Annotated in this window: 18 protein-coding genes, 1 tRNA gene, 1 pseudogene and 1 riboswitch; of the genes and pseudogenes, 9 read left to right on the forward strand and 11 right to left on the reverse strand. The window is 59.4% G+C overall.

The features are described from left to right. Positions 1 to 12: 12 nt before the first annotated feature. A riboswitch (cobalamin riboswitch) is annotated at positions 13 to 230 on the reverse strand. Positions 231 to 333: 103 nt separating this feature from the next. Beyond that, positions 334 to 1,326 (forward strand): NAD(P)-dependent oxidoreductase, encoded by a 993-nt coding sequence (locus tag ACR0AC_RS05315; RefSeq protein ID WP_480872276.1) that lies wholly within the window; start codon positions 334 to 336, stop codon positions 1,324 to 1,326. An 80-nt stretch (positions 1,327 to 1,406) separates the two neighbouring features. Here the strand turns inward: ACR0AC_RS05315 and ACR0AC_RS05320 are convergent, their stop codons facing one another. Both ACR0AC_RS05320 and ACR0AC_RS05325 read right to left on the reverse strand, forming a co-directional pair. Beyond that, entirely contained in the window at positions 1,407 to 2,237 is an 831-nt protein-coding gene (locus ACR0AC_RS05320) for a protein NO VEIN domain-containing protein (RefSeq protein WP_480872278.1), read from the reverse strand. 128 nt (positions 2,238 to 2,365) lie between these two features. Further along, positions 2,366 to 2,439 (reverse strand) — tRNA-Cys (locus ACR0AC_RS05325). 228 nt (positions 2,440 to 2,667) lie between these two features. Between ACR0AC_RS05325 and ACR0AC_RS05330 the strand changes: the two genes are divergently transcribed. From ACR0AC_RS05330 to ACR0AC_RS05340, 3 genes are all read left to right on the forward strand, one after another. Beyond that, entirely contained in the window at positions 2,668 to 3,321 is a 654-nt protein-coding gene (locus ACR0AC_RS05330) for a protein-L-isoaspartate O-methyltransferase family protein (protein ID WP_170735224.1), read from the forward strand. Positions 3,322 to 3,416: 95 nt separating this feature from the next. Beyond that, complete coding sequence (locus tag ACR0AC_RS05335) at positions 3,417 to 4,835, forward strand: TolC family outer membrane protein (RefSeq protein ID WP_480872280.1); 1,419 nt, start codon at positions 3,417 to 3,419, stop codon at positions 4,833 to 4,835. Positions 4,836 to 4,909: 74 nt separating this feature from the next. After that, positions 4,910 to 5,686, forward strand: a complete 777-nt coding sequence (locus ACR0AC_RS05340) for a ribonuclease E domain-containing protein (protein ID WP_170449567.1) — start codon at positions 4,910 to 4,912, stop codon at positions 5,684 to 5,686. 4 nt (positions 5,687 to 5,690) lie between these two features. Here the strand turns inward: ACR0AC_RS05340 and ACR0AC_RS05345 are convergent, their stop codons facing one another. Then, complete coding sequence (locus ACR0AC_RS05345; protein ID WP_170449570.1) at positions 5,691 to 7,148, reverse strand: cobyric acid synthase; 1,458 nt, start codon at positions 7,146 to 7,148, stop codon at positions 5,691 to 5,693. A 61-nt stretch (positions 7,149 to 7,209) separates the two neighbouring features. Here ACR0AC_RS05345 and ACR0AC_RS05350 point away from each other — a divergent pair, with 61 nt between their 5' ends. Then, the gene (locus tag ACR0AC_RS05350; RefSeq protein ID WP_480872283.1) at positions 7,210 to 7,779 is read left to right on the forward strand and encodes a cobalamin biosynthesis protein CobQ; all 570 of its coding nucleotides are present in this window, start codon (positions 7,210 to 7,212) and stop codon (positions 7,777 to 7,779) included. Positions 7,780 to 7,845: 66 nt separating this feature from the next. Here ACR0AC_RS05350 and ACR0AC_RS05355 read toward each other — a convergent pair whose 3' ends face one another. Continuing rightward, the gene (locus ACR0AC_RS05355) at positions 7,846 to 8,166 is read right to left on the reverse strand and encodes a DUF6280 family protein (protein ID WP_037310273.1); all 321 of its coding nucleotides are present in this window, start codon (positions 8,164 to 8,166) and stop codon (positions 7,846 to 7,848) included. Between the two features lie 218 nt (positions 8,167 to 8,384). On the opposite strand from ACR0AC_RS05355, the gene efp reads away from it, so the two are divergent. After that, entirely contained in the window at positions 8,385 to 8,948 is a 564-nt protein-coding gene (gene efp / locus ACR0AC_RS05360) for an elongation factor P (RefSeq protein ID WP_170449576.1), read from the forward strand. A gap of 52 nt (positions 8,949 to 9,000) precedes the next feature. Here the strand turns inward: efp and ACR0AC_RS05365 are convergent, their stop codons facing one another. Both ACR0AC_RS05365 and ygfZ read right to left on the reverse strand, forming a co-directional pair. Beyond that, positions 9,001 to 9,942, reverse strand: coding sequence for an ABC transporter transmembrane domain-containing protein (locus ACR0AC_RS05365; protein ID WP_170449579.1), 942 nt, complete (start codon positions 9,940 to 9,942; stop codon positions 9,001 to 9,003). Positions 9,943 to 10,053: 111 nt separating this feature from the next. After that, positions 10,054 to 10,791, reverse strand: coding sequence for a CAF17-like 4Fe-4S cluster assembly/insertion protein YgfZ (ygfZ, locus tag ACR0AC_RS05370; RefSeq protein ID WP_480872839.1), 738 nt, complete (start codon positions 10,789 to 10,791; stop codon positions 10,054 to 10,056). Between the two features lie 73 nt (positions 10,792 to 10,864). Between ygfZ and ACR0AC_RS05375 the strand changes: the two genes are divergently transcribed. After that, complete coding sequence (locus ACR0AC_RS05375; protein WP_480872285.1) at positions 10,865 to 11,539, forward strand: TIGR04283 family arsenosugar biosynthesis glycosyltransferase; 675 nt, start codon at positions 10,865 to 10,867, stop codon at positions 11,537 to 11,539. 7 nt (positions 11,540 to 11,546) lie between these two features. On the opposite strand, the pseudogene ACR0AC_RS05380 reads toward ACR0AC_RS05375, so the two are convergent. Beyond that, a pseudogene (locus tag ACR0AC_RS05380) lies at positions 11,547 to 12,293 on the reverse strand (hypothetical protein); the annotation flags it as partial. Between the two features lie 104 nt (positions 12,294 to 12,397). Between ACR0AC_RS05380 and ACR0AC_RS05385 the strand changes: the two are divergent. Continuing rightward, positions 12,398 to 13,168 carry an alpha/beta hydrolase gene (locus ACR0AC_RS05385; protein ID WP_480872287.1) on the forward strand — a complete coding sequence of 257 codons (771 nt, stop codon included), beginning with the start codon at positions 12,398 to 12,400 and terminating at the stop codon, positions 13,166 to 13,168. Between the two features lie 91 nt (positions 13,169 to 13,259). Continuing rightward, entirely contained in the window at positions 13,260 to 14,099 is an 840-nt protein-coding gene (locus ACR0AC_RS05390) for a DMT family transporter (RefSeq protein ID WP_170449587.1), read from the forward strand. A 6-nt stretch (positions 14,100 to 14,105) separates the two neighbouring features. Here the strand turns inward: ACR0AC_RS05390 and ACR0AC_RS05395 are convergent, their stop codons facing one another. The 4 genes from ACR0AC_RS05395 to ACR0AC_RS05410 form a co-directional block, all read right to left on the reverse strand. Next, complete coding sequence (locus tag ACR0AC_RS05395) at positions 14,106 to 14,387, reverse strand: hypothetical protein (protein ID WP_170519658.1); 282 nt, start codon at positions 14,385 to 14,387, stop codon at positions 14,106 to 14,108. 319 nt (positions 14,388 to 14,706) lie between these two features. Further along, complete coding sequence (locus ACR0AC_RS05400) at positions 14,707 to 15,486, reverse strand: hypothetical protein (RefSeq protein ID WP_480872289.1); 780 nt, start codon at positions 15,484 to 15,486, stop codon at positions 14,707 to 14,709. Between the two features lie 30 nt (positions 15,487 to 15,516). After that, on the reverse strand, positions 15,517 to 17,475 hold the full coding sequence (parE, locus tag ACR0AC_RS05405) for a DNA topoisomerase IV subunit B (protein WP_480872291.1): 1,959 nt from the start codon (positions 17,473 to 17,475) through the stop codon (positions 15,517 to 15,519). 139 nt (positions 17,476 to 17,614) lie between these two features. Further along, positions 17,615 to 18,607 carry a Hint domain-containing protein gene (locus tag ACR0AC_RS05410; protein WP_480872293.1) on the reverse strand — a complete coding sequence of 331 codons (993 nt, stop codon included), beginning with the start codon at positions 18,605 to 18,607 and terminating at the stop codon, positions 17,615 to 17,617. Positions 18,608 to 18,777 lie beyond the last annotated feature (170 nt).

Below are 18,777 nucleotides of genomic sequence, written 5' to 3' on the forward strand. Positions count from 1 at the left end.
CACCCCGCCCGGTTTCAACTTCGGGTGCTGGCAGGTCTCCCGGCTTGCGGATGTCAGAGGCCCGGTTCGTCTGGCTCCTCTGTCGGATGTCCCGCCTTCCCGGCTTTGCAGCCAGTGGCATTGGGCACCCTCTCCGGTCACGGTCGCGGGGGCGGCTGCGTTTGACGGATACCCGCTGACGCATTCCCTTTTCATCGGCTGTCGCCGACACCAACGACAGGGACATGCGGCACGTGCGGGCAGGTTGTCAAGCGCGATGCGACCACCATCGCGTGGCTAGGATGAAAAGCGACCTGCCAGCGTCGCTGGGCGGCATGACGCCGTGCCCGCGACATGGTCGCATACCGGAAAACACGCAGGGAGACGCGAATAATGAAAGTTGGGTTCATCGGACTTGGAAATGTGGGCGGAAAACTCTCGGGCTCGTTGCTGCGCAACGGGATCGACCTGACGGTCCATGACCTGAATGCAGACCTGGTGGCAGAATTCGTCGAAATGGGCGCACAGGCCGCCGAAAGCCCGGCCCAGCTGATGCGCGATTGCGACGCGGTGATCACCTGCCTGCCATCGCCTGCCGCCTCGGACGCGGTGATGCAAGAGATGTTGCCCGAGGTCGGCCCCGGCAAAATCTGGATGGAGATGTCCACCACCGACGAGGCCGAGGCCAAGCGGCTGGGTGCCATGGTCATCGAGCGGGGCGGGGCGGCGGTTGATTGCCCGGTTTCCGGCGGATGCCACCGGGCGGCAACCGGCAATATCTCGATCTTCGCGGGCTGCGACCGGGATACCTTTGAGCGAATCCTTCCTTTCCTGACAACGATGGGCCGTCGGGTGTTGCATACGGGCGATCTTGGCTCGGCCTCGGTTCTGAAAGTTCTGACCAACTATCTGGCAACCGCTAACCTGATCACCTGCGCCGAAGCGCTGGTGACCGCCAAAGCCGCCGGGATGGACCTGAACACAACCTATGAGGCGATCAAAATCTCGTCCGGTACGTCGTTTGTGCATGAGACCGAAAGCCAGGTCATCCTGAACGGTTCGCGCGATATTTCCTTTACCATGGACCTTGTCAAAAAGGATATCGGCCTGTTTCAGGACGTCGCCGACCGCGCGGGTGTCCCGCTTGAGATCAACCCGATCATGATCAAGATTTTCGAGGACGGCATCGCACGCTACGGCGAACGCGAACTGTCGCCCAACATCATCAAACGCCTGGAAGACGCCACCGGCCTCGACATCCGCGCGCCCGGCTTTCCACCTGAAATGCAGGACGATGAACCGGAAGAACCAGGGTATGAGGTTGTCCCGGTGGGGCGCGAATCCTGACGTTTGAACCGGGCGTTGGTGGGTGGATTCTGGCGCGCACCAACGGGGAATTCGGCGTGAATGCGCCAGCTAACCGGGGGCTAGTGAAAGTTCGCCTGGAAGCTCATGGCGCTTAGCGCGACATGAGCATCCAAAGGTGGGCGCAGTTCGAACGCCCTCGGTTCCCGTGAGAAATTCCACAGCCTGAAAAGGATCCAGTGGCCGCGGTTTTGCTCAGCAACCGCCAATTCGTTCCGGGAGATGTGAAAGGGTGTGCGCTCCCAGCCATTGGTCGTCTTTACCTCGATCAGGCGGATGTTCCCCTCAGGCGTGAAGCTTGAAATGTCATACCCGGCGCCATCGCCATCTTCCTGACTGACCCACCGCACCTTCTTGGCTAGGTCTTGCCGGCCTGCACCTTTCAAAATTGCGCGCTCATGATGCAGAACGCGCTCCTCCCCGGCCTTACCCAGAGATTTGTTTTCCTCATCCCGCCCTGCCACATCGAATTTCCGTGCTACGGCCTGCATTTGTTCCAATTCATCCGGAGGCGGCGTGTTTTGCATGGTTGGTGGGGTGCCGATCCAAACAGGTCCGGGAGGTTCCGATGCACCTATTGGAGGAGGAGTATTTCTGGCAATCCATCCACCGTGTCGATGGAGGTGCCGGGCAACGGCATCTACCAAAGACATCTGAAAGTTGAAGGCGGGTTTGTAGCCATTGATCCAGGTCTCACCCAGCCCCTTAAGGACCGCTGAGATGTTTTGGTGTTTGAACTCGATTGAGCCTTTGGATCGACCAATTGACTCCTGCATGGCCCGATTGTGGGCCGCCTTGTTGTATCGCTTTCCCGCCAACTCATCACGAAGCATGGAAAAATAGTCTTCTACGATGGCGTTGTTTTCTTGATCTGACCATTCCGCACCACTCATGGTGCCAGGCTATGCGAGGCGGTTCCTGATGTCACGCGGTGTAGTTTTATGGAGAAGTCTGTATGTCAGGCCGTCGAGACAAAGCGCCCAAAGTGGCGCGAAAGTGATGCAAAACATTGAAGAGGAAGTGGAGGCGAGTACCGGAATCGAACCGGTGTACACGGATTTGCAATCCGCTGCGTCACCACTCCGCCAACTCGCCTTTTTAAGTAAAATCAAATACTTGCCGTGGTGTGACAGGCGTTTTAGCAGCTTTCTTATGGGGCGTCCAGAGGATTGCGTGTAATTTTGGTGCCTGAGGCGGGAAATGCTGATCTGGGCCGGATCACAAACCTGTCGCACGGTCCGGGCTGTGGCAACAGGGCCGTTGCCGGTTGCTGCGGGATGTGGCAAAAGCCAAAAAAACGTGGGAATTCAAACGAGAGATCACATGACAGATTTCGCAACCCGACGCCGCACTATGGTCGATACGCAGATTCGGCCCTCTGATGTCACGAAATTCCCGATTATCGATGCTATGCTGACCGTCCCGCGTGAAAATTTCGTGCCGGATGCGCAGCGCGAGGCCGCCTATGTGGAAGGCATAATCGATCTGGGGGACGGGCGCAGCATGCTGGAGCCTCGGACTCTGGCCAAGATGCTGGACGCTGTGAATATTTGCAAAGATGAGGCGGTTCTGGATATCGCGCCTGGGCTGGGATATTCCACCGCCGTTGCCGCGCGCATGGCCGAACTGGTGGTCGCTGTTGAAAGCGATGAAGCGCTGGCCGCAGAAGCGCAGGATGCCCTGACCGAGGCGGATGCTGACAATGCCGTGGTGCATGTCGGCCCGCTGGAGCAAGGGGCCGAGGAACACGGGCCATATGACGTGATCATGATACAGGGCGGCGTGCAGCAGGTGCCGGACGCTTTGCTGGACCAGTTGAAAGACAACGGGCGCATCGCCTGTCTGTTTGTGCAGGATGGTCTGGGCGTCGTTCGGATCGGGCGCAAGGCTGGTGACCGGGTCAGTTGGCGCGACGCGTTTAACGCCAGTGCGCCGACACTGGACAGTTTTTCAGTCGAGTGTGCATTTTCGCTATAGTCGGGCGGTGGTTTTTTCTGCCACCTTGATTAGTTGAAAACGGCAACGCAAACTTCCCGCAGGGCAGTGTAATTTTGATTTGAGAGGATTTGGTGATGCGTGGAATGGCAACTGGTAAGCTGGTCAGGGCCTTGGCGGTGACCGCTGGTCTTGCCCTTAGCGTTATGCCTGTACGCCTGGCATGGGCGGACAACCTGACCGATGCCTTTATCGGGGCGTATAACACCAGCGGTCTTCTTGAACAAAACCGCGCGCTGTTGCGTGCTGCTGATGAAGATGTTGCCATTGCGGTGTCCGCGCTGCGTCCGATCATCAACTGGACCGTGCGCGTTTCGCAGGATTACACGCGGACAACGACCAGCGGTATAGTGGTCCGGAACGAGCCTTCGACATTCTTTACCGGCCTCACGCTGGCCCAGTTGATCTATGATGGCGGGTTCTCGATTCTCGGCAAGCAATCCGCACAGGAAATCGTGTTGTCCACGCGCCAAAGCCTGATCGATGTCGAGCAGGCCATTCTGTTCCGCGCAGCAAACGCTTATCTCAACGTCGTTCTGCAGGAAGAAACGGTGCAGATTCAGGTGAATGACGTCGACGTGTCGGCCGAGGAACTTCGGGCCTCGCGGGACCGTTTCGAAGTGGGTGAAGTTACCCGCACGGATGTCGCCTTGTCCGAGGCACAGCTGGCCAGTTCGCAGGCCGATCTGGCGGTTGCACGCGGTAACCTGAGCACGGCGCAGGCGGAATATGTAAATGCCGTCGGCAAACTACCGGGGGCGACCGCTGGTCAGCCCAGCCTTCCGTCACTGCCCCGGTCCGAGTCCGAGGCGATCTCGTTCGCGCGCCGCAACCATCCGGCCATTCTTGCGGCCCAGCACGAAGTGCGTGCGCTTGATTTGCAGGTCCAGCAGCAGCGGGCGAATCTGGGGCCGAACGTCACGCTGAATGCCGATGCGGGCATTACGGAAAGCTATGACAATGACGATGACACCGAAAATGCGAGTGTCTCGCTGAACTTCAACCAGCCGATCTATGCCGGCGGACGTCTGGCGGCATCGGTGCGTCGGGCGATGGCGACCCGCGATGCGTCGCGCGCAAACCTGTTGAATGTGCAAAAGGACATCACGCAGGGCGTGTCCGAAGCCTATGCAAACTTTCAGGCCGCTTCGGCCAGCCTGCGCGCGTCGACCGAGCAGGTGCGCGCCTCGCAGGTCGCCTTTGACGGGATTCGCGAAGAGGCGACGCTGGGCGCACGGACCACGCTGGACGTTCTGAACGCGCAGCAGGATTTGCTGGATGCGCAGCTGAACGAGGTCGCCTCGCGCACCGAGCGTTCGCGCGCTGCGTATCAGCTGTTGCAGGCTCAGGGCCTGTTGACGGCGGAACGTCTGGGTCTGGCGGTGCAGATCTATGACCCGACGCTGTATTATAATCTGGTCAAGAAAGCCCCTGCACAGGTCAGCAAACAGAGCAAAGACCTGGATCGCGTCCTCAAAGCGTTGCGTCGGGACTGACGGGCAATACTATCTGTTGTTCGCTCTGACAGGATTGGCTACACTCGGGCCTGAGGAAAGAGCGGTAGAGCAAAATGACGGACAATGTCGTAAAAGCCGGGATCGAAGACGTTTTGTCTTCGGTCAAACGTCTGGTCAGCGAAGAGGGGCGCAAAGCCCCGTCCTCGGGCGCGCGCAAGCCCGGGCGTCTGGTGCTGACCGAGGCGTTGCGAATCTCAAAACCCGCTCAGGTTGAACAGCCCCCGCTAAAGCTGGAACCGAAATACAGCGCCGAGGAATCGGCGAAACCAATGCTGCTGCGCGCCTGTGACATCGTGAAGGCCGATGCGGCGGCCAACAGTGACACTCCGCGTCAGGAAGAGGCCACGCCAGAGCCTGAGGCCACCGAAGACCCCGCAACCAGCCTGAGCGCGAAGATCGAAGCGCTGGAGGCTGCGATCGCCCGGACCGAGGATCAGTGGGAACCCGATGGCGACAGTGACGATGCCTATTCGGGGACACCGACTCAGGGCCTCGCCTGGACTACGGATTCAGGGTTCGAAGAGCCCGAGCCAGAGGATGTGCCTGTAGAGCAGGCAACAGACGTTGAGGACGCGGCTGCAGCGGTCGAGCCCGAGCAGGAAGAACCGCAACCAGCCACCTTCATTCGTTCGCCCGAAGTCATGCCTGTGGCCGAAGACGCTGTGCCCGCGCGCGACGTGGCCATCGACGAAGACGCGCTGCGTGACATGATTGCCGAAGTTGTCCGGCAAGAGCTTCAGGGCGTGCTGGGCGAGCGGATCACCCGCAATGTGCGCAAGATGGTCCGGCGCGAGATTCACCGGGCGCTGGCAGCGCAGGAGCTGGAATAGCCGCTCAGCCCCGCTGCGGCGGCTGCGCAAGGTCCAGCAGTAAATCAAGGTTCATGTTCTGCTCTAGGTGATCGGCCAGATCATCCAGCGTTTGCTCGACACCATCCTCATAGACGGTTTCCGATTTCACACCCAGTTTTGCCAGAAACTGCGCCCGAAACGCGTCGGACGAAAATATGCCGTGCAGATAGCTGCCCAGAATGCGCCCATTGGCGCTGGCTGCGCCTTCGGGGCGGCCCTCAACCTCTAGCCAGGCCCGCGTACAATCCGGGCCTTCCGTTTCGCCCATATGAATCTCATACCCGCTGACCGGTTCGCGGTTGGGCAGGGCGCAGGCTTCGGTCAGCGTGACATGCTTTTTACCGGCCATGACAGTGTCCACATCCAGCAGGCCCAGCCCTTCAACCTTGCCCGGCCGACCGTCCACCCCGTCGGGGTCCGAAATCGTTTTGCCCAACATCTGATAGCCGCCGCACAAGCCCAGAACATGCCCGCCGCGGCGTACATGGGCGAGAAGGTCAATATCCCAGCCTTGCGCCCGGAAATAGGTCAGATCGCCAATGGTGGATTTGCTGCCCGGCAGCAGCACAAGGTCGGCATCGCCGGGCAGGGGGCGGCCTGCGGGGATGACCTCGACGCTCACACCGGGTTCGGCGGAAAGCGGGTCCAGATCGTCGAAATTGGCCATGCGCTCAAGCTGAGGTACAACGACCTTGCACGCCCCGCCGGTGTGTGAACGGATGTCCATCATATCCTCGGCGGGCAGCTTCCACGCATCGTGGAACCACGGCACCACGCCCAGACAGGGCCAGCCCGTGCGCGCGGCTATATCGTCGCGGCCCTCATCAAACAGCGACACGTCGCCCTTGAACCGGTTCACGGCAAAGCCCTTGATCATCTCAAGATCGCCGGGGTCCAGCACGGCCTGAGTACCAACGATCTGCGCAATCACGCCGCCCCGGTGAATGTCACCGACTAGCACCACCGGCACACCGGCAGCGCAGGCAAAGCCCATATTGGCAATGTCGCCTTTGCGCAGGTTGGTTTCCGCCGGGCTGCCCGCGCCTTCGATCAGCACCAGATCGGCGTCGCTGCACAGCCTGTCGAAGCTTTCCAGCGCGGCCCCCAGCAGTTTGGATTTGTCCTTGCGGTAATCCCCGGCCTTCATCGTGCCTGCGCGCTGGCCCTGAACGATGATCTGGGCACCGGTGTCGGTTTCAGGTTTCAGCAGGATCGGGTTCATATCCGTATGCGTCGGACGGTTCGCAGCCCACGCCTGCAGGGCCTGAGCGCGCCCGATCTCGCCTCCGTTTTCGGTCACGGCGGCGTTGTTGGACATGTTCTGAGGTTTGAACGGGGCCACCCGCAGCCCGCGTCGCGTATAAGCGCGCGCCAACCCGGCCACCAATACCGATTTTCCGACATTGCTGCCGGTGCCCTGAATCATGATGGCGCGAACCATGGTCGTCTCCTATACCTTGTCGCGCAGATGACCTGATTTGAGGCCAAAGGGAAAGCCCCGGATGAACACGCCAGCGCATCTTTTGATCGGTGCTGCCGCCTTTGCGCGGCCCGCACGGGGGCGCATCCTTTGGGCGGCGGTGTTGGGATCACTGCTGCCGGATCTGTCCCTGTATCTGATGGCGGGGACGTCGCTGTATATCCTGGGCATCCCGCCACAGGTGGTGTTTGACGAACTTTACTTCTCGCCCGCTTGGCAAACGGTCTTTGCCATCGACAACTCATTCATTCTGTGGGGGTTGGCTTTGGCGTTGGGGTTGTGGCGGGGCTGGTCGTTTCTGACGGTGGCCGCTTCCGCGGGACTGCTGCATCTGGTGATGGACTTTTTCCTGCACGCGGGCGACGGGCGGCCTCAGTTCTGGCCGATCAGCGATTGGGTCTTTCACAGCCCGGTCAGCTATTGGGACAGTGCCCATCATGCGCTGTGGGTGGCCCCTGTATCCGCCATGATCTGCCTGTTGGCCTATGTCGCCTTATGGCAGCGCGACCTGTCCATCACGGCAAAGCTGTTCTTTGCCCTGCTGCTGATGGCCGAGGTCTGGGTGCTGCGCCAGTGGCTGCTGTTTTTCTGACCCCGCAACAGAAAAGCGCGCCCCTGTTGGCGGAGCGCGCTTTTTCAAAGGGAAGTCGCCCGGTGTCTAGGCGGCTTCGGCTTGCTGAGCGGCATTGCGACGCTCACTTTCTTCACGCGACAGCGCGACCGAGGTCCGCACGCCACGGCCAACGAACTCCATCAGTCCGCTGACAACCCGTTCATTCGGGTCGATACCGGCGCAGGACAGCACCTCGCGCCCATCGCGCGAGCGTGCCCAGCGGGCGATCTGTTCGGGGCCATTGCCGTATTTCTTGTCATCGGCGATAGCGTCATCAAGTGCAGCCAACACAACGGCCGCGAAAAGTTTGCGTGCACGATTGCCTTGCTCGTTGTTAAAGGCAGTGCCGTCAACGAAATCTCTCATCTCGTCTTCCTTGTTGTTCTTGCTCTTGCATTTTCGGCGTGACGGTCCTTATGACCTATTAGGTGCGATTCGGATACACCTAAAATGCATAGTTGCGTTGCGTCATGTGCATGGCTTGCTGCAAGTGCAGCACTAGGTCTCGTTGTCTTGTCAGGGTTGGTCCTGCCAGATATAGGGACCGCAACTGACGCATCAACCGTTTGTGAAGGATTTATGTCATGCCCAAGATAAATGGGAACGAAATTCGCCCCGGCAACGTGCTTGAGCATAACGACGGGCTGTGGGCGGCTGTCAAAGTGGATCACGTAAAGCCCGGTAAAGGCGGCGCTTTTGCCCAGGTCGAGCTGCGCAACCTGCGCAACGGATCGAAGCTGAACGAACGGTTCCGCTCGGCGGACAAGGTCGAACGTGTGCGCCTGGAACAGAAGGATCAGCAGTTCCTTTATGAGTCCGACGGGATGCTGGTGTTCATGGATGCCGAGACCTATGAGCAGATCGAACTGCCCGCTGACCTGCTGGGCGAACGCCGCCCGTTTCTGCAGGACGGCATGACCATCGTGGTCGAATTCTACGAAAGCGAGGCGCTGAACGCGACGCTGCCCCAGAAAGTGACCTGCAAGATCGTCGAGACCGAGCCAGTGGTCAAAGGTCAGACGGCTGCGAACTCGTTCAAACCGGCGATTCTGGACAATGGCGTCAAGGTCATGGTGCCGCCCTTCATCGGGCAGGATGAGATGATCATCGTGAACACCGAATCCATGGAATATTCCGAACGCGCGTAACGCTGCGTTACCGGATCGAAAAGACCGCGCAGGCACCCGCCCGCGCGGACTTTTATTTTCTGTGCATCTTCCGATAGCGGGTCGGATCCGGGCCGAAAAGCTCTAGCATCAGTTCGTATTTGATGCGGTTGGCGCTGACCTGCCGGTAGAAGGCGATCAGAAAGGCCGTCGGCCCCTGGATGCGTCCCAGCCCGCTGACGGCGGCAACCACGGTGCCCACATCGGTTCTGCCTTGCAGGACCAGCCAGCCGCCCAGCATCAAAACCCCGACCGTGCCCGCGCCGTTGATGACGCTCAGCAGGAACTTGGCGGACAGTTTCCATAGGAACATCCTCCGCCGGGTTTCGTAGATATCGTCGAACATCGCATCGATGTCTTTTTCGACGGCCTCAAGGTCTTCGACCGTCAGGCTGTCGGTGGCACTGCGCAGAATTTGTACGCGCCGGGCGACGAAGACGTTCACTTTGCGCTGGGACAGGAGGACAATGATGATCTGCGGCACGATCATCGAAAACGCAATCATCCCAAGCCCCGGCTGGGTGGACGAGATATAGCCGATCACGCTGATCAATGTGCCGATCTGCACCACAGGGTCCGAGAACGCGCCACCTGCGAATTTTCCCAACTCTTCAGCCTCGGCAGAGATGGCCGTGCTCATCGCGCCCTTGCGGACCGTTTCACCGGATTCGTTCAAATCGGTCGAGCGCCAAAGCAGCCGTTGCCGGATCATGCGAATGAGGTCTTCGCCCAGAGTGCCCGCGCGGTAGCCCAGAACCCATTTCAGCCCGAGGCTCAGCAGGATGACACCCATCATGCCCAGACCCAGCAGGATCAAGCGCTCGGTTCCTACATCGTCCGAGGTCAGGTGGTTGATGATGTCGCGCTGAAACTCAAGGGGTACGGCGGCCAGCGCCGCAACGGCCAAGGACAGCACGATCAAGATGATCTGCCGACCGGCACTGGCGCGCCAAATCGCAAGGTAAAGCTGTAGCATGCGGGCATCCGGGTGGTTCCGTTGCCCGTACTGTGACAGTGGGGAGGACTACGTCAAACCGGCAGGGTGTGCATAGCAACCCAAGCGTAACGGATCGGCAACAGCGTCGGATCAATCCGCTAGAGTGACAATAGCGTCTGCAGCTTGCATCGGCCCGGTTGCGCGGTCAAAGCGCAGATAGGCAATGGCGTGGTCGCCGGATCGCGTGAACAGGATGCCCACCGGTTTGCCATTGGCAGTGATCTCGGTCCCGGCGGACGCATCGCCGGTGATCAGGACGCGGCGCAGCCCTTTGCGCAGTTCGGTTTTGTGCTTCATGCGGGCGGTGACTTCCTGACCGACATAACAGCCCTTTTTGAAATCCACGCCGTTCAGACCCTCGAACCCGGATTCCAGAATGTAGCTGTCCGGTGTCAGTTCCACCCCGCTTTCGGGGATGCAGTGGCGCACGCGGATCGCGTCCCAATCGGTACCGTCATCGCCTTCGGGAATGTCAGAGTATGCGCGCCAGCCCATATCGGCATGGCGCGGATCGGGCAGGGCGCCGTCCGGTGCAGGCCCGGTACCGCGTTGCAGGTTCAGGCCAGACGGTTCGATTGTCACATCCGCCCGCAGCTTGTACATGCCCAGTCGCTTGGCCAGCCCATCCGCCATGTCCTCGGCCACGTCCAGCAGCACAGCATCGCCGTCACGCTTCAGGAAGAAGTCAGCCAGATATTTGCCCTGAGGCGTCAGCAGCGCCGCATAAATCAGCCCCGTGTCCAATCCGCCGATATCGTTGGTGATGAGGTCCTGCAAAAAGCTCTCGGTGTCCGAGCCGGTCAGGCGCAGGATGCGGCGATTGGGCATGGCAGGGTCCTCGTCATTTGCCTTGGCCTCGTGATATAGGAAGTTCCGCTGCCAAGACCAGAGGTTATCCGCCGTGCCCGCCCCGATCAGCATCGTGATCCCCACGCTGAACGCTGAAACCGCGTTGCCCGCCTGCCTTCAGGCTCTGATGGAGGGGCTGCACGCCGGTCTGATCCGCGAACTGATCATCAGCGATGGCGGATCAACCGACCAGACCTTGAACATAGCCGAGGAAGCCGGGGCCGAGGTTGTCGAAGGACCCGCCTCGCGCGGGGGGCAGCTCAGGCAAGGATGCGCGCTGACAAAAGGTGACTGGGTGTTGGTTTTGCATGCCGATACTGTGTTGGAACCGGGATGGGCAAAACCCGTGGCAGATCATTTGGCGTCCAAAACCCCGGCGGCGTTTCGGCTGGCGTTTCGGGCCAAGGGGATCGCTCCGCGATGGGTCGCCGGTTGGGCCAATCTGCGCAGCCGTCTGTTCAGTTTGCCCTATGGCGATCAGGGTCTGCTTGTCCCGCGCGATCTTTATATCCGCGCGGGGGAATACAAAGATCAGCAGTTGATGGAGGATGTCGCCCTTGCCCGTGCCTTGCCGCGGATCACGTTGCTTGACCCGCGGGCCGTTACTAGTGCGGAACGCTATGAGCGGGCGGGCTGGCTGCGGCGGGGTGCTCGGAATCTGTGGACTCTGACACGGTATCTTCTTGGGGCCGATCCGGAACAGCTGGCTCAGTCGTATCGGCGATAAGGGTTGTCCGCAGCTCGACAATGGATTTCCCCAATCGGAAAGGTGCTGCGAAACTGACCAGACACAAGGCGACGATCTGCAAGACCAGAATATGCGCGTTGGCCTGCAGATATTCCCATTCGTCTTTCAGCTTGCTGACCTGCTGGATCAGGTCGTCATAGCTTTGGGCCAGGATCAGATAGTCTCCGGCAATCGCGGGCACCTTGCGGCGCATGTTGTCGATGGCGGTTTGTGTTTCGTCATCCATCGAGGTGAAGACCAGAAACTGGTCGATATCGAACGCATCGGCCTTGGCGGCCATCTGCTCCATCTCGTCCTTGTCGTCCCGGCCGAACAGGAAATGCAGCCCTTGCAGCGGGGCGACCTCGTTCGTGACTTCGATGAACAGGGGCAGATCTGCGTTGCTGGCGGTTGAGGCCGACAGAAACTCGACCTTCTCGCACAGAACGCCTGTATCCGGGTCATAGGCCGGATCGCAGAACCGCAACCGGAACCGCGCAGCGTCGCGGTCAAAGGCTGATGAGGCCGCAAATGCCACATCAATCTGTCGGTCCAGCCGAGAGCTGTCGGCCGTGTAAAGCCCCGCCAGAACCGCCACCAAAGCCCCGATGCCGCCCAATACGACCCAGACCAGATCAGCCAGTTTCCAAGCCCGGTGCCCTGCTGGCTTGCGGAACAGAAAGCCTGTTCCGACCGATCCGATCAGAAAGAACAGGATGAGCAGTGGCAACTGGTTTTCGGTCACAAATGTCATGGGGCTGAGTTTAAGTGGTCCGCCCCCTCACGCAACAGCGATCACGCGCAGTTGTTTCGTTTTACAGGATGCTCATACTGGACGCGCTGAGGTGGGAGATTTTCATGACCAAAGACATCGTTCTGATCCACGGCGCGTTTGCGGGCCCATGGTGTATGGAAGATTACGCAGGTTTTTTCCGTGATCGCGGCTGGACCGTCCACACCCCGGCGCTGCGCTATCACGGCGGTGACCCGAAGGCTGAACCGGACCCGGGTCTGACCGATACCAGTGTCACGGACTATGCCGGTGACATTGCCGAGTTCGTTCAGGGATTGGACAGCAAACCCGTCCTTATGGGCCACGCGATCGCGGGCGTCGTGGCGCAGCAGGTGGCCGCGCGCGGCTTGGCCAGTGCGATTGTCCTGATCAACCCAAACGCCGCCTGGGGCACGCTGCCCGAAACCGACGACGAACGCGCCGTCCCGCGCGCATTGATGGAGGGCGGGGCGTTTTGGAAACAGCCCATGCGGGTCGAGTTCGACCTGATGGCCCCCTTCGCGCTCAACAAGATGCCCGAGGCTCAGCAGCACGCGGTGTTCGACCAACTCGGCCCCGAAAGCGGGCGGGTGATGTTCGAGATGTTCTTTTGGATGTTCGATGACCACCACGCCATGAAGGTCGATATCGACAAGGTCGACTGCCCGGTACTGATCGTTTCCGGCACCGAGGATCGGGCTGTGAACCCCAACACCTGCCGGGCGCTGGCGAAACTGTATGGAGACCGCGCGACTTTCCTGCCGGTCGAAAACCACGCGCATTTCCTGTTTATGGAGCCGGGGTGGGAGCGTCCAGCCGCACAAATCGCCAATTGGCTGCAGGAAAAGCTGGGTTAGGCCACACATCCCGTATTGAGATCGCCCAAACGCTGTGCAAACTCCGCGATTGACCCAATCAGGGCCAATACTCAGCGCGGAAGGCACAAGCGTGACACTGTTTGTCATCCTCATCATTCTCACGGCGGCTTTGCTGCACGCGGTTTGGAACGCCATCGTCAAAACCGCCGCTGACCGTACCACGACGTTGGGCCTTGTGGCGTTTGGGCACGTCATTCCGGCCTCGGTGATGATCCTGCTGCTGCCGCTGCCGAGCGCCGAGAGCTTCATCTACATCGCCCTCTCGACCGTCGTGCATTTCGGCTATTACTTCATGCTGGGCAAAGCCTATCAGCACGGCGATCTGAGCGTCGTCTACCCGATCGCACGGGGTATCGTGCCCGCGCTGGTCTCGCTTTGGGCCATGCTGCTGGTGGGCGAGGTTCTGCCCCTGCAAGCCTGGGCCGGGATCGCCCTGATCGCGCTGGGCATCCAACTCAGCAGTTGGAGCGCCCTGCGATCCGGCGTCGGGCGCAGCGCGCTGGGCTTTGCGCTGGGCACCGGATTCTGTATCTCGATCTATTCGGTGGTCGACGGGATCGGTGTGCGGCTGTCAGGCAATACGCTCAGCTACTGGGCCTGGGGCGCGTTCCTGCACCTGTTCATCGCGGGGTTCGTGGGAGTGCGAAAGCGGGACACGCTGGCGGCACTGCCCGCCAAGGTCTGGATGATCGGCATCCTTGGCGGGCTGGTCTCTATGACGGCCTATGGTCTGGTGCTTTACGCCAAGAACTTTGCCCCGCTGGGCGCGGTCTCGGCCCTGCGCGAAACCTCTGTCATCTTCGCCGCCCTGATCGGGTTCATCTTCCTGCACGAGGGCAACTGGATCCGCCGCCTCGGCGCAGCCGTCCTGATGGCGGGCGGAGTAGCCCTGATCGGACTGGCCGTTTAACAGGCATTACTTGCTGACCTGAAACGTGCTTTGCGGCTTCCAATGCATCGGCCCGGCCTCGCTTGGGACGCAACGCAGCAACCGTTCCTCACGCGTGTTGACGGTGGGCGTAACGGTATTGTCGCCGCTGATGACGATGAACGAGTCCATCGAATAGGCCATGCCTTCGTAATAGCAAAACCGGGTCTCGGCCCCATCCGGGATCGGAGAAGCGGTGCTGAGCATCTGCTGCGCGGCGGCTGCCGAGGCCAGCAGGCCAAAGGCCAGCCCGAGGGTTAGTGTTTTCATGTCGTCCTCCCGTTCGAAAATCTGTTCGTGGTCAAATTGGGTCTTGGACGCCCGGAGCCTCAAATGTCGTTCTTGGATGACGGGTTGAGGGTAAGTGTGAAGGGGATCAACGGGTTAGGCAAGGGGGTTGCGGTGTGCCGGGCTGAAGCCCGGCCTACGCGTTGTGGAGATGTGCTGCGCTGCCCGTCCAATGCTTGATGCTTTGAACCAAGCACGCGCCCAACCAGCCCGCGATCAAAAGGCGCGGCGATTGTAGGATGGGTGTTTACACCCATCATTGAACGGTAGATTTGCCAAGTGATGGGTGCAAGCACCCATCCTACGCTTGCTGGTATTTGTTTAGTCTCGCTAGGAAGGCATCAATATCAGCTTTGTATTTTTGCGACTTAATCGTTTTGGGGCGCACTACAAGCCCGCGTTCGCGCACGTTTAGGACACCTTTGTCGTTCGTCTTCCCCCAAAGCAATCCAGATAGTTGCGCAAGTAGCTTAGCACCTACTTTGTCTTTCTCCGGTTCATTAATCACCCAACGAAAAGATCCTACTACTATGTCGGTGACAGAGTTTAGGTGGGACATGCCGTTTTGCGTAGTTCCAACTGCAATTACGCGATCTAACTTCTTTCGTGTGCCGGCTTCACTTTGAACACCCAACTCTGAGATTTCTCTCAGAAACTTATTCTGATTGTAGTCTTCAGTGTGGTCGAAGTGCGCAGAACCAGGGATGCTACCACTTTCCTTAAGAAATTGGTCAAACTTGATGAGTAGTGTGTTCACAGCAAATTTTAGTCGGTCCTCGTGCGGCTTTCCTTTCGCAATAGCATGGGGAATGACATAACAGCAGGCTTTGCAATCGTTTTTGACGGCAAGGCGTAGGATTTCTGCCTTAATCGCCGTGTGTTGTTCCCGGCTTACATCGTCGGGCTTGGTGCCGGTTGAGAACTTCAAACTATCCCCATTGCGGAAGCCGTGTTTGCCACGAAGCTGGGATACTCTGTTAGAAATGTTAAGAAGGTTTTTTGCGGGAAAGAAAACGGAAGCGTAAACGAGAAACTCTCGTTGACCATCTTGGTCCGCTTTGTCAGCGTACATAAGGTACAATTACGCCTCCTGAAAAGTGCTTTTTAAGTATTAAACATCCAACTCCTCCACAAACCGCGCATTCTCCTGAATATATTGGAACCGCAGTTCGGGCTTCTTGCCCATCAGGCGCTCGACCAGGTCGCCGGTTTCGCCGGGTTCATCCTCATCAATCGTGACGCGGATCAGTTTGCGGGATGCCGGGTCCATTGTGGTCTCTTTCAGGTCCTTGGCGTCCATTTCGCCAAGACCCTTGAAGCGCGAGACGTCGATCTTGCCCTTGCCGCCCAGACCTTTCTCAAGCCACTCGTCACGCTCGGCCTCGTCCAGACAATAGACGCGTTTGGCGCCCTGCGTCAGGCGGTACAAAGGCGGGCAGGCCAGATACAAATGGCCCGCGTCGATCATGGGGCGCATCTGGGTGAAGAAGAAAGTCATCAGCAGCGAGGCGATGTGCGCCCCGTCCACATCCGCGTCGGTCATGATGATGACCTTGTCATAGCGCAGGTCGTCGACGTTGAACTTGGTGCCAAGCCCCACACCCAGCGCTTGGGTCAGGTCGTTGATCTCGGCGTTCGTACCAAGTTTCGAACTGGCCGCACCCAGCACGTTCAGGATTTTACCGCGCAGGGGCAGAAGGGCCTGTGTTTTGCGGTCGCGGCCCATTTTGGCGGACCCGCCCGCCGAGTCGCCCTCGACAATGAATAATTCCGTGCCGTCGCGTGTTGAACTAGAACAGTCCACCAGCTTGCCGGGAAGACGAAGTTTCTTAGTGGCGGACTTGCGTTGTGTTTCCTTCTCGGCCCGTCGGCGTAGACGTTCTTCGGCTCTCAGTATCAGGAAGTCGAGAATGGCGCCGGCGGATTTCGTGTCAGCCGCCAGCCAGTTATCGAAATGGTCGCGGACCGAGTTTTCGACCAGCCGTTGCGCCTCGACCGTGGCCAGACGGTCTTTGGTCTGACCCACGAACTCGGGCTCGCGGATGAAGCACGACACCAGCGCACAGCCGCCGGTGATCAGGTCATCGCGGGTGATCTGTGCGGCTTTCTTGTTGTTGATCAGCTCTCCATACGCCTTGATCCCCTTCAGGATCGCAGCCCAGAACCCGGCCACATGGGTGCCGCCTTCGGGCGTGGGGACGGTGTTACAGTAGGACTGGATGAACCCATCGCGCGAGGGCGTCCAGTTGATCGCCCATTCGACCTTGCCGGGGGTTCCGAATTTCTCGTTGAAGTCCACCGTGCCCGCGAAAGGCTGCTCGGCATAGGTGGACGAGCCGTTCATCGTCTCCTTGAGGTAGTCGGACAGGCCGCCGGGGAAGTGGAAGCTGGCCTCGGTCGGGGTTTCCCCGTCGTCGATGGCGGATTTCCAGCGGATTTCCACACCCGAGAACAGATAGGCCTTGGAGCGGATGGATTTGAACAGCCGCGCCGGTTTGAACCGGTGGTGGCCGAAGATGTCGGCATCTGCGTGGAAGGTCACGGTGGTGCCGCGCCGGTTGGGGGCCGCGCCGATCTTTTCCACCGGGCCCAGAGGGACCCCGCGCGAGAACCGTTGTTCGAACAGCGTCTTGTCGCGCGCCACCTGCACGACCATCGAATCCGACAAAGCGTTCACCACCGACGCCCCCACGCCATGCAGACCGCCCGAGGTCTGATAGGCCTTGCCCGAGAACTTGCCGCCCGCGTGCAGGGTGCACAGGATCACCTCAAGCGCCGACTTGTCGGGGAACTTGGGGTGCGGATCGATCGGGATGCCACGCCCGTTGTCGCGCACGGTCAGGGCGTAATCTGCGTGCAGCTCAACCTCGATCCGGTTGGCGTGGCCTGCAACCGCTTCGTCCATCGAGTTGTCGAGGATCTCGGCCACCATATGGTGCAAAGCGCGTTCATCCGTGCCGCCGATATACATGCCGGGGCGTTTGCGCACCGGTTCCAGACCTTCCAGCACCTCGATGGACGAGGCGTCATAGGTAGTGGTCGCGTCAGGCGTCAACAGATCGTCGGGCATATGGGCTGCTCTTGCTTTTGAGTTTCCCCCATTATGGCAGGGGATGTGGTTCGGGGGAAGAGGGCCACGAGGTGTTGTGGACAAATTGCTTGCGATCACCGTCGAACTTGGATTGACGGTGTGCCGTCCCTTTCAAACGCTAAAGCGGAAAGACAGTTCCGGCAGGAGAGGTTAGATCAGATCGCAGCAAACGCGCCTCATGCGGTTTCAGGACAGGTAGGGCGGTTTCGCTGAATGGACCATTGGGCGTCATGAGCTCGGGAAACAGGTCCAGAAGCTCTTGCCGGGTGGCACGTGTCATGGCGTCAAGGCTTGTGTCGCCGGGAAAGAATGTCTCGGACCAGACGCCTTCGACACGGACAAGTTCGTGCTGGTCGAACAGGATATGAACATAATCCACGTCCCGGTCCGGCGGCAGTTGAGAGATCGCGTCGCCGGTTACAAGACCCTTGGCCGGGGCCAGCATCAGGTCGTCGCCGAAAAACAGCTGCGTATTGTAAGACGACACAACGATCCGGTGTTGCGGCGAAACCAGCAGGTCGCGCGCCGGGCAGCCGTGCGAAAAACTGTTGGCTCTGATGCGAATGGGGCAGAATTTCGGTTGTCTTCTCAGGTCGCGCACCGAAAGGTGCCGCCGTCCGATCCACCGGACAGGGCGGCTGCTGCCATCCGCAACGATTACGGGGTCGCCCGGGCGCAGGGTCTCGATCCGCTTGTCTCCAGACGGGGTCAGGATCAGCGACCCGGCAGTGAAGCAGACGAAAGAGGGCAGGGTGTCATAATCCACCGGCGGGGCGGTGATGATCGAATTGTTGGTGTTTTCGATCGTGTCGCCAACATCCACATTGCCTGATGTGACAATGATATATTGGGGGTCGGAAAACTGAATCAGCGTGAATGTGACCGGCGATCCGCCAATGTCTCCGCTATAGGTTTCAAAGGTCTGAAAGTTTGCTGAATCACCGATGAACCCCGGAACGCTGGATACATCCAACTGCTGACTGCCATCGGCATCAGGGTCTTCCAGCGTATCGTCATCGTCAATAACGGCGACCTGAAAGGAATTCAGGACGGTGACATCCGTAAAGCCAAGCGGGTCGTTATCTATTTCTAGAATCGTGACAAATTTCATTCTGCCAACTCGCGCGGTACAACTTTTTCAACAAATAGAATTCTACAATACACGACATGGGTGTGAAAAAACACATTTCAGTCGTGTTTAGTGATTACCGGGGGCTGGCAGGGATATTCAGGCGATACACGCTCTTCTCGGGCATGGGTTCTGTTGTTTATATGTTGCCT

The sequence above is a fragment of the Ruegeria sp. H7 genome (assembly GCF_056532945.1).

Coding starts and splice junctions, on each gene's coding strand:
- ACR0AC_RS05315 (WP_480872276.1), top strand. CDS start 334: ATGGTCGCATACCGGAAAACACGCAGGGAGACGCGAATAATGAAAGTT.
- ACR0AC_RS05340 (WP_170449567.1), top strand. CDS start 4,910: ATGACGGACAATGTCGTAAAAGCCGGGATCGAAGACGTTTTGTCTTCG.
- ACR0AC_RS05410 (WP_480872293.1), bottom strand. CDS start 18,607: ATGAAATTTGTCACGATTCTAGAAATAGATAACGACCCGCTTGGCTTT.
- ACR0AC_RS05385 (WP_480872287.1), top strand. CDS start 12,398: ATGACCAAAGACATCGTTCTGATCCACGGCGCGTTTGCGGGCCCATGG.
- ACR0AC_RS05350 (WP_480872283.1), top strand. CDS start 7,210: ATGAACACGCCAGCGCATCTTTTGATCGGTGCTGCCGCCTTTGCGCGG.
- ACR0AC_RS05365 (WP_170449579.1), bottom strand. CDS start 9,942: ATGCTACAGCTTTACCTTGCGATTTGGCGCGCCAGTGCCGGTCGGCAG.
- ygfZ (WP_480872839.1), bottom strand. CDS start 10,791: ATGCCCAATCGCCGCATCCTGCGCCTGACCGGCTCGGACACCGAGAGC.
- ACR0AC_RS05395 (WP_170519658.1), bottom strand. CDS start 14,387: ATGAAAACACTAACCCTCGGGCTGGCCTTTGGCCTGCTGGCCTCGGCA.
- ACR0AC_RS05335 (WP_480872280.1), top strand. CDS start 3,417: ATGCGTGGAATGGCAACTGGTAAGCTGGTCAGGGCCTTGGCGGTGACC.
- ACR0AC_RS05330 (WP_170735224.1), top strand. CDS start 2,668: ATGACAGATTTCGCAACCCGACGCCGCACTATGGTCGATACGCAGATT.
- efp (WP_170449576.1), top strand. CDS start 8,385: ATGCCCAAGATAAATGGGAACGAAATTCGCCCCGGCAACGTGCTTGAG.
- parE (WP_480872291.1), bottom strand. CDS start 17,475: ATGCCCGACGATCTGTTGACGCCTGACGCGACCACTACCTATGACGCC.
- ACR0AC_RS05320 (WP_480872278.1), bottom strand. CDS start 2,237: ATGAGTGGTGCGGAATGGTCAGATCAAGAAAACAACGCCATCGTAGAA.
- ACR0AC_RS05345 (WP_170449570.1), bottom strand. CDS start 7,148: ATGGTTCGCGCCATCATGATTCAGGGCACCGGCAGCAATGTCGGAAAA.
- ACR0AC_RS05355 (WP_037310273.1), bottom strand. CDS start 8,166: ATGAGAGATTTCGTTGACGGCACTGCCTTTAACAACGAGCAAGGCAAT.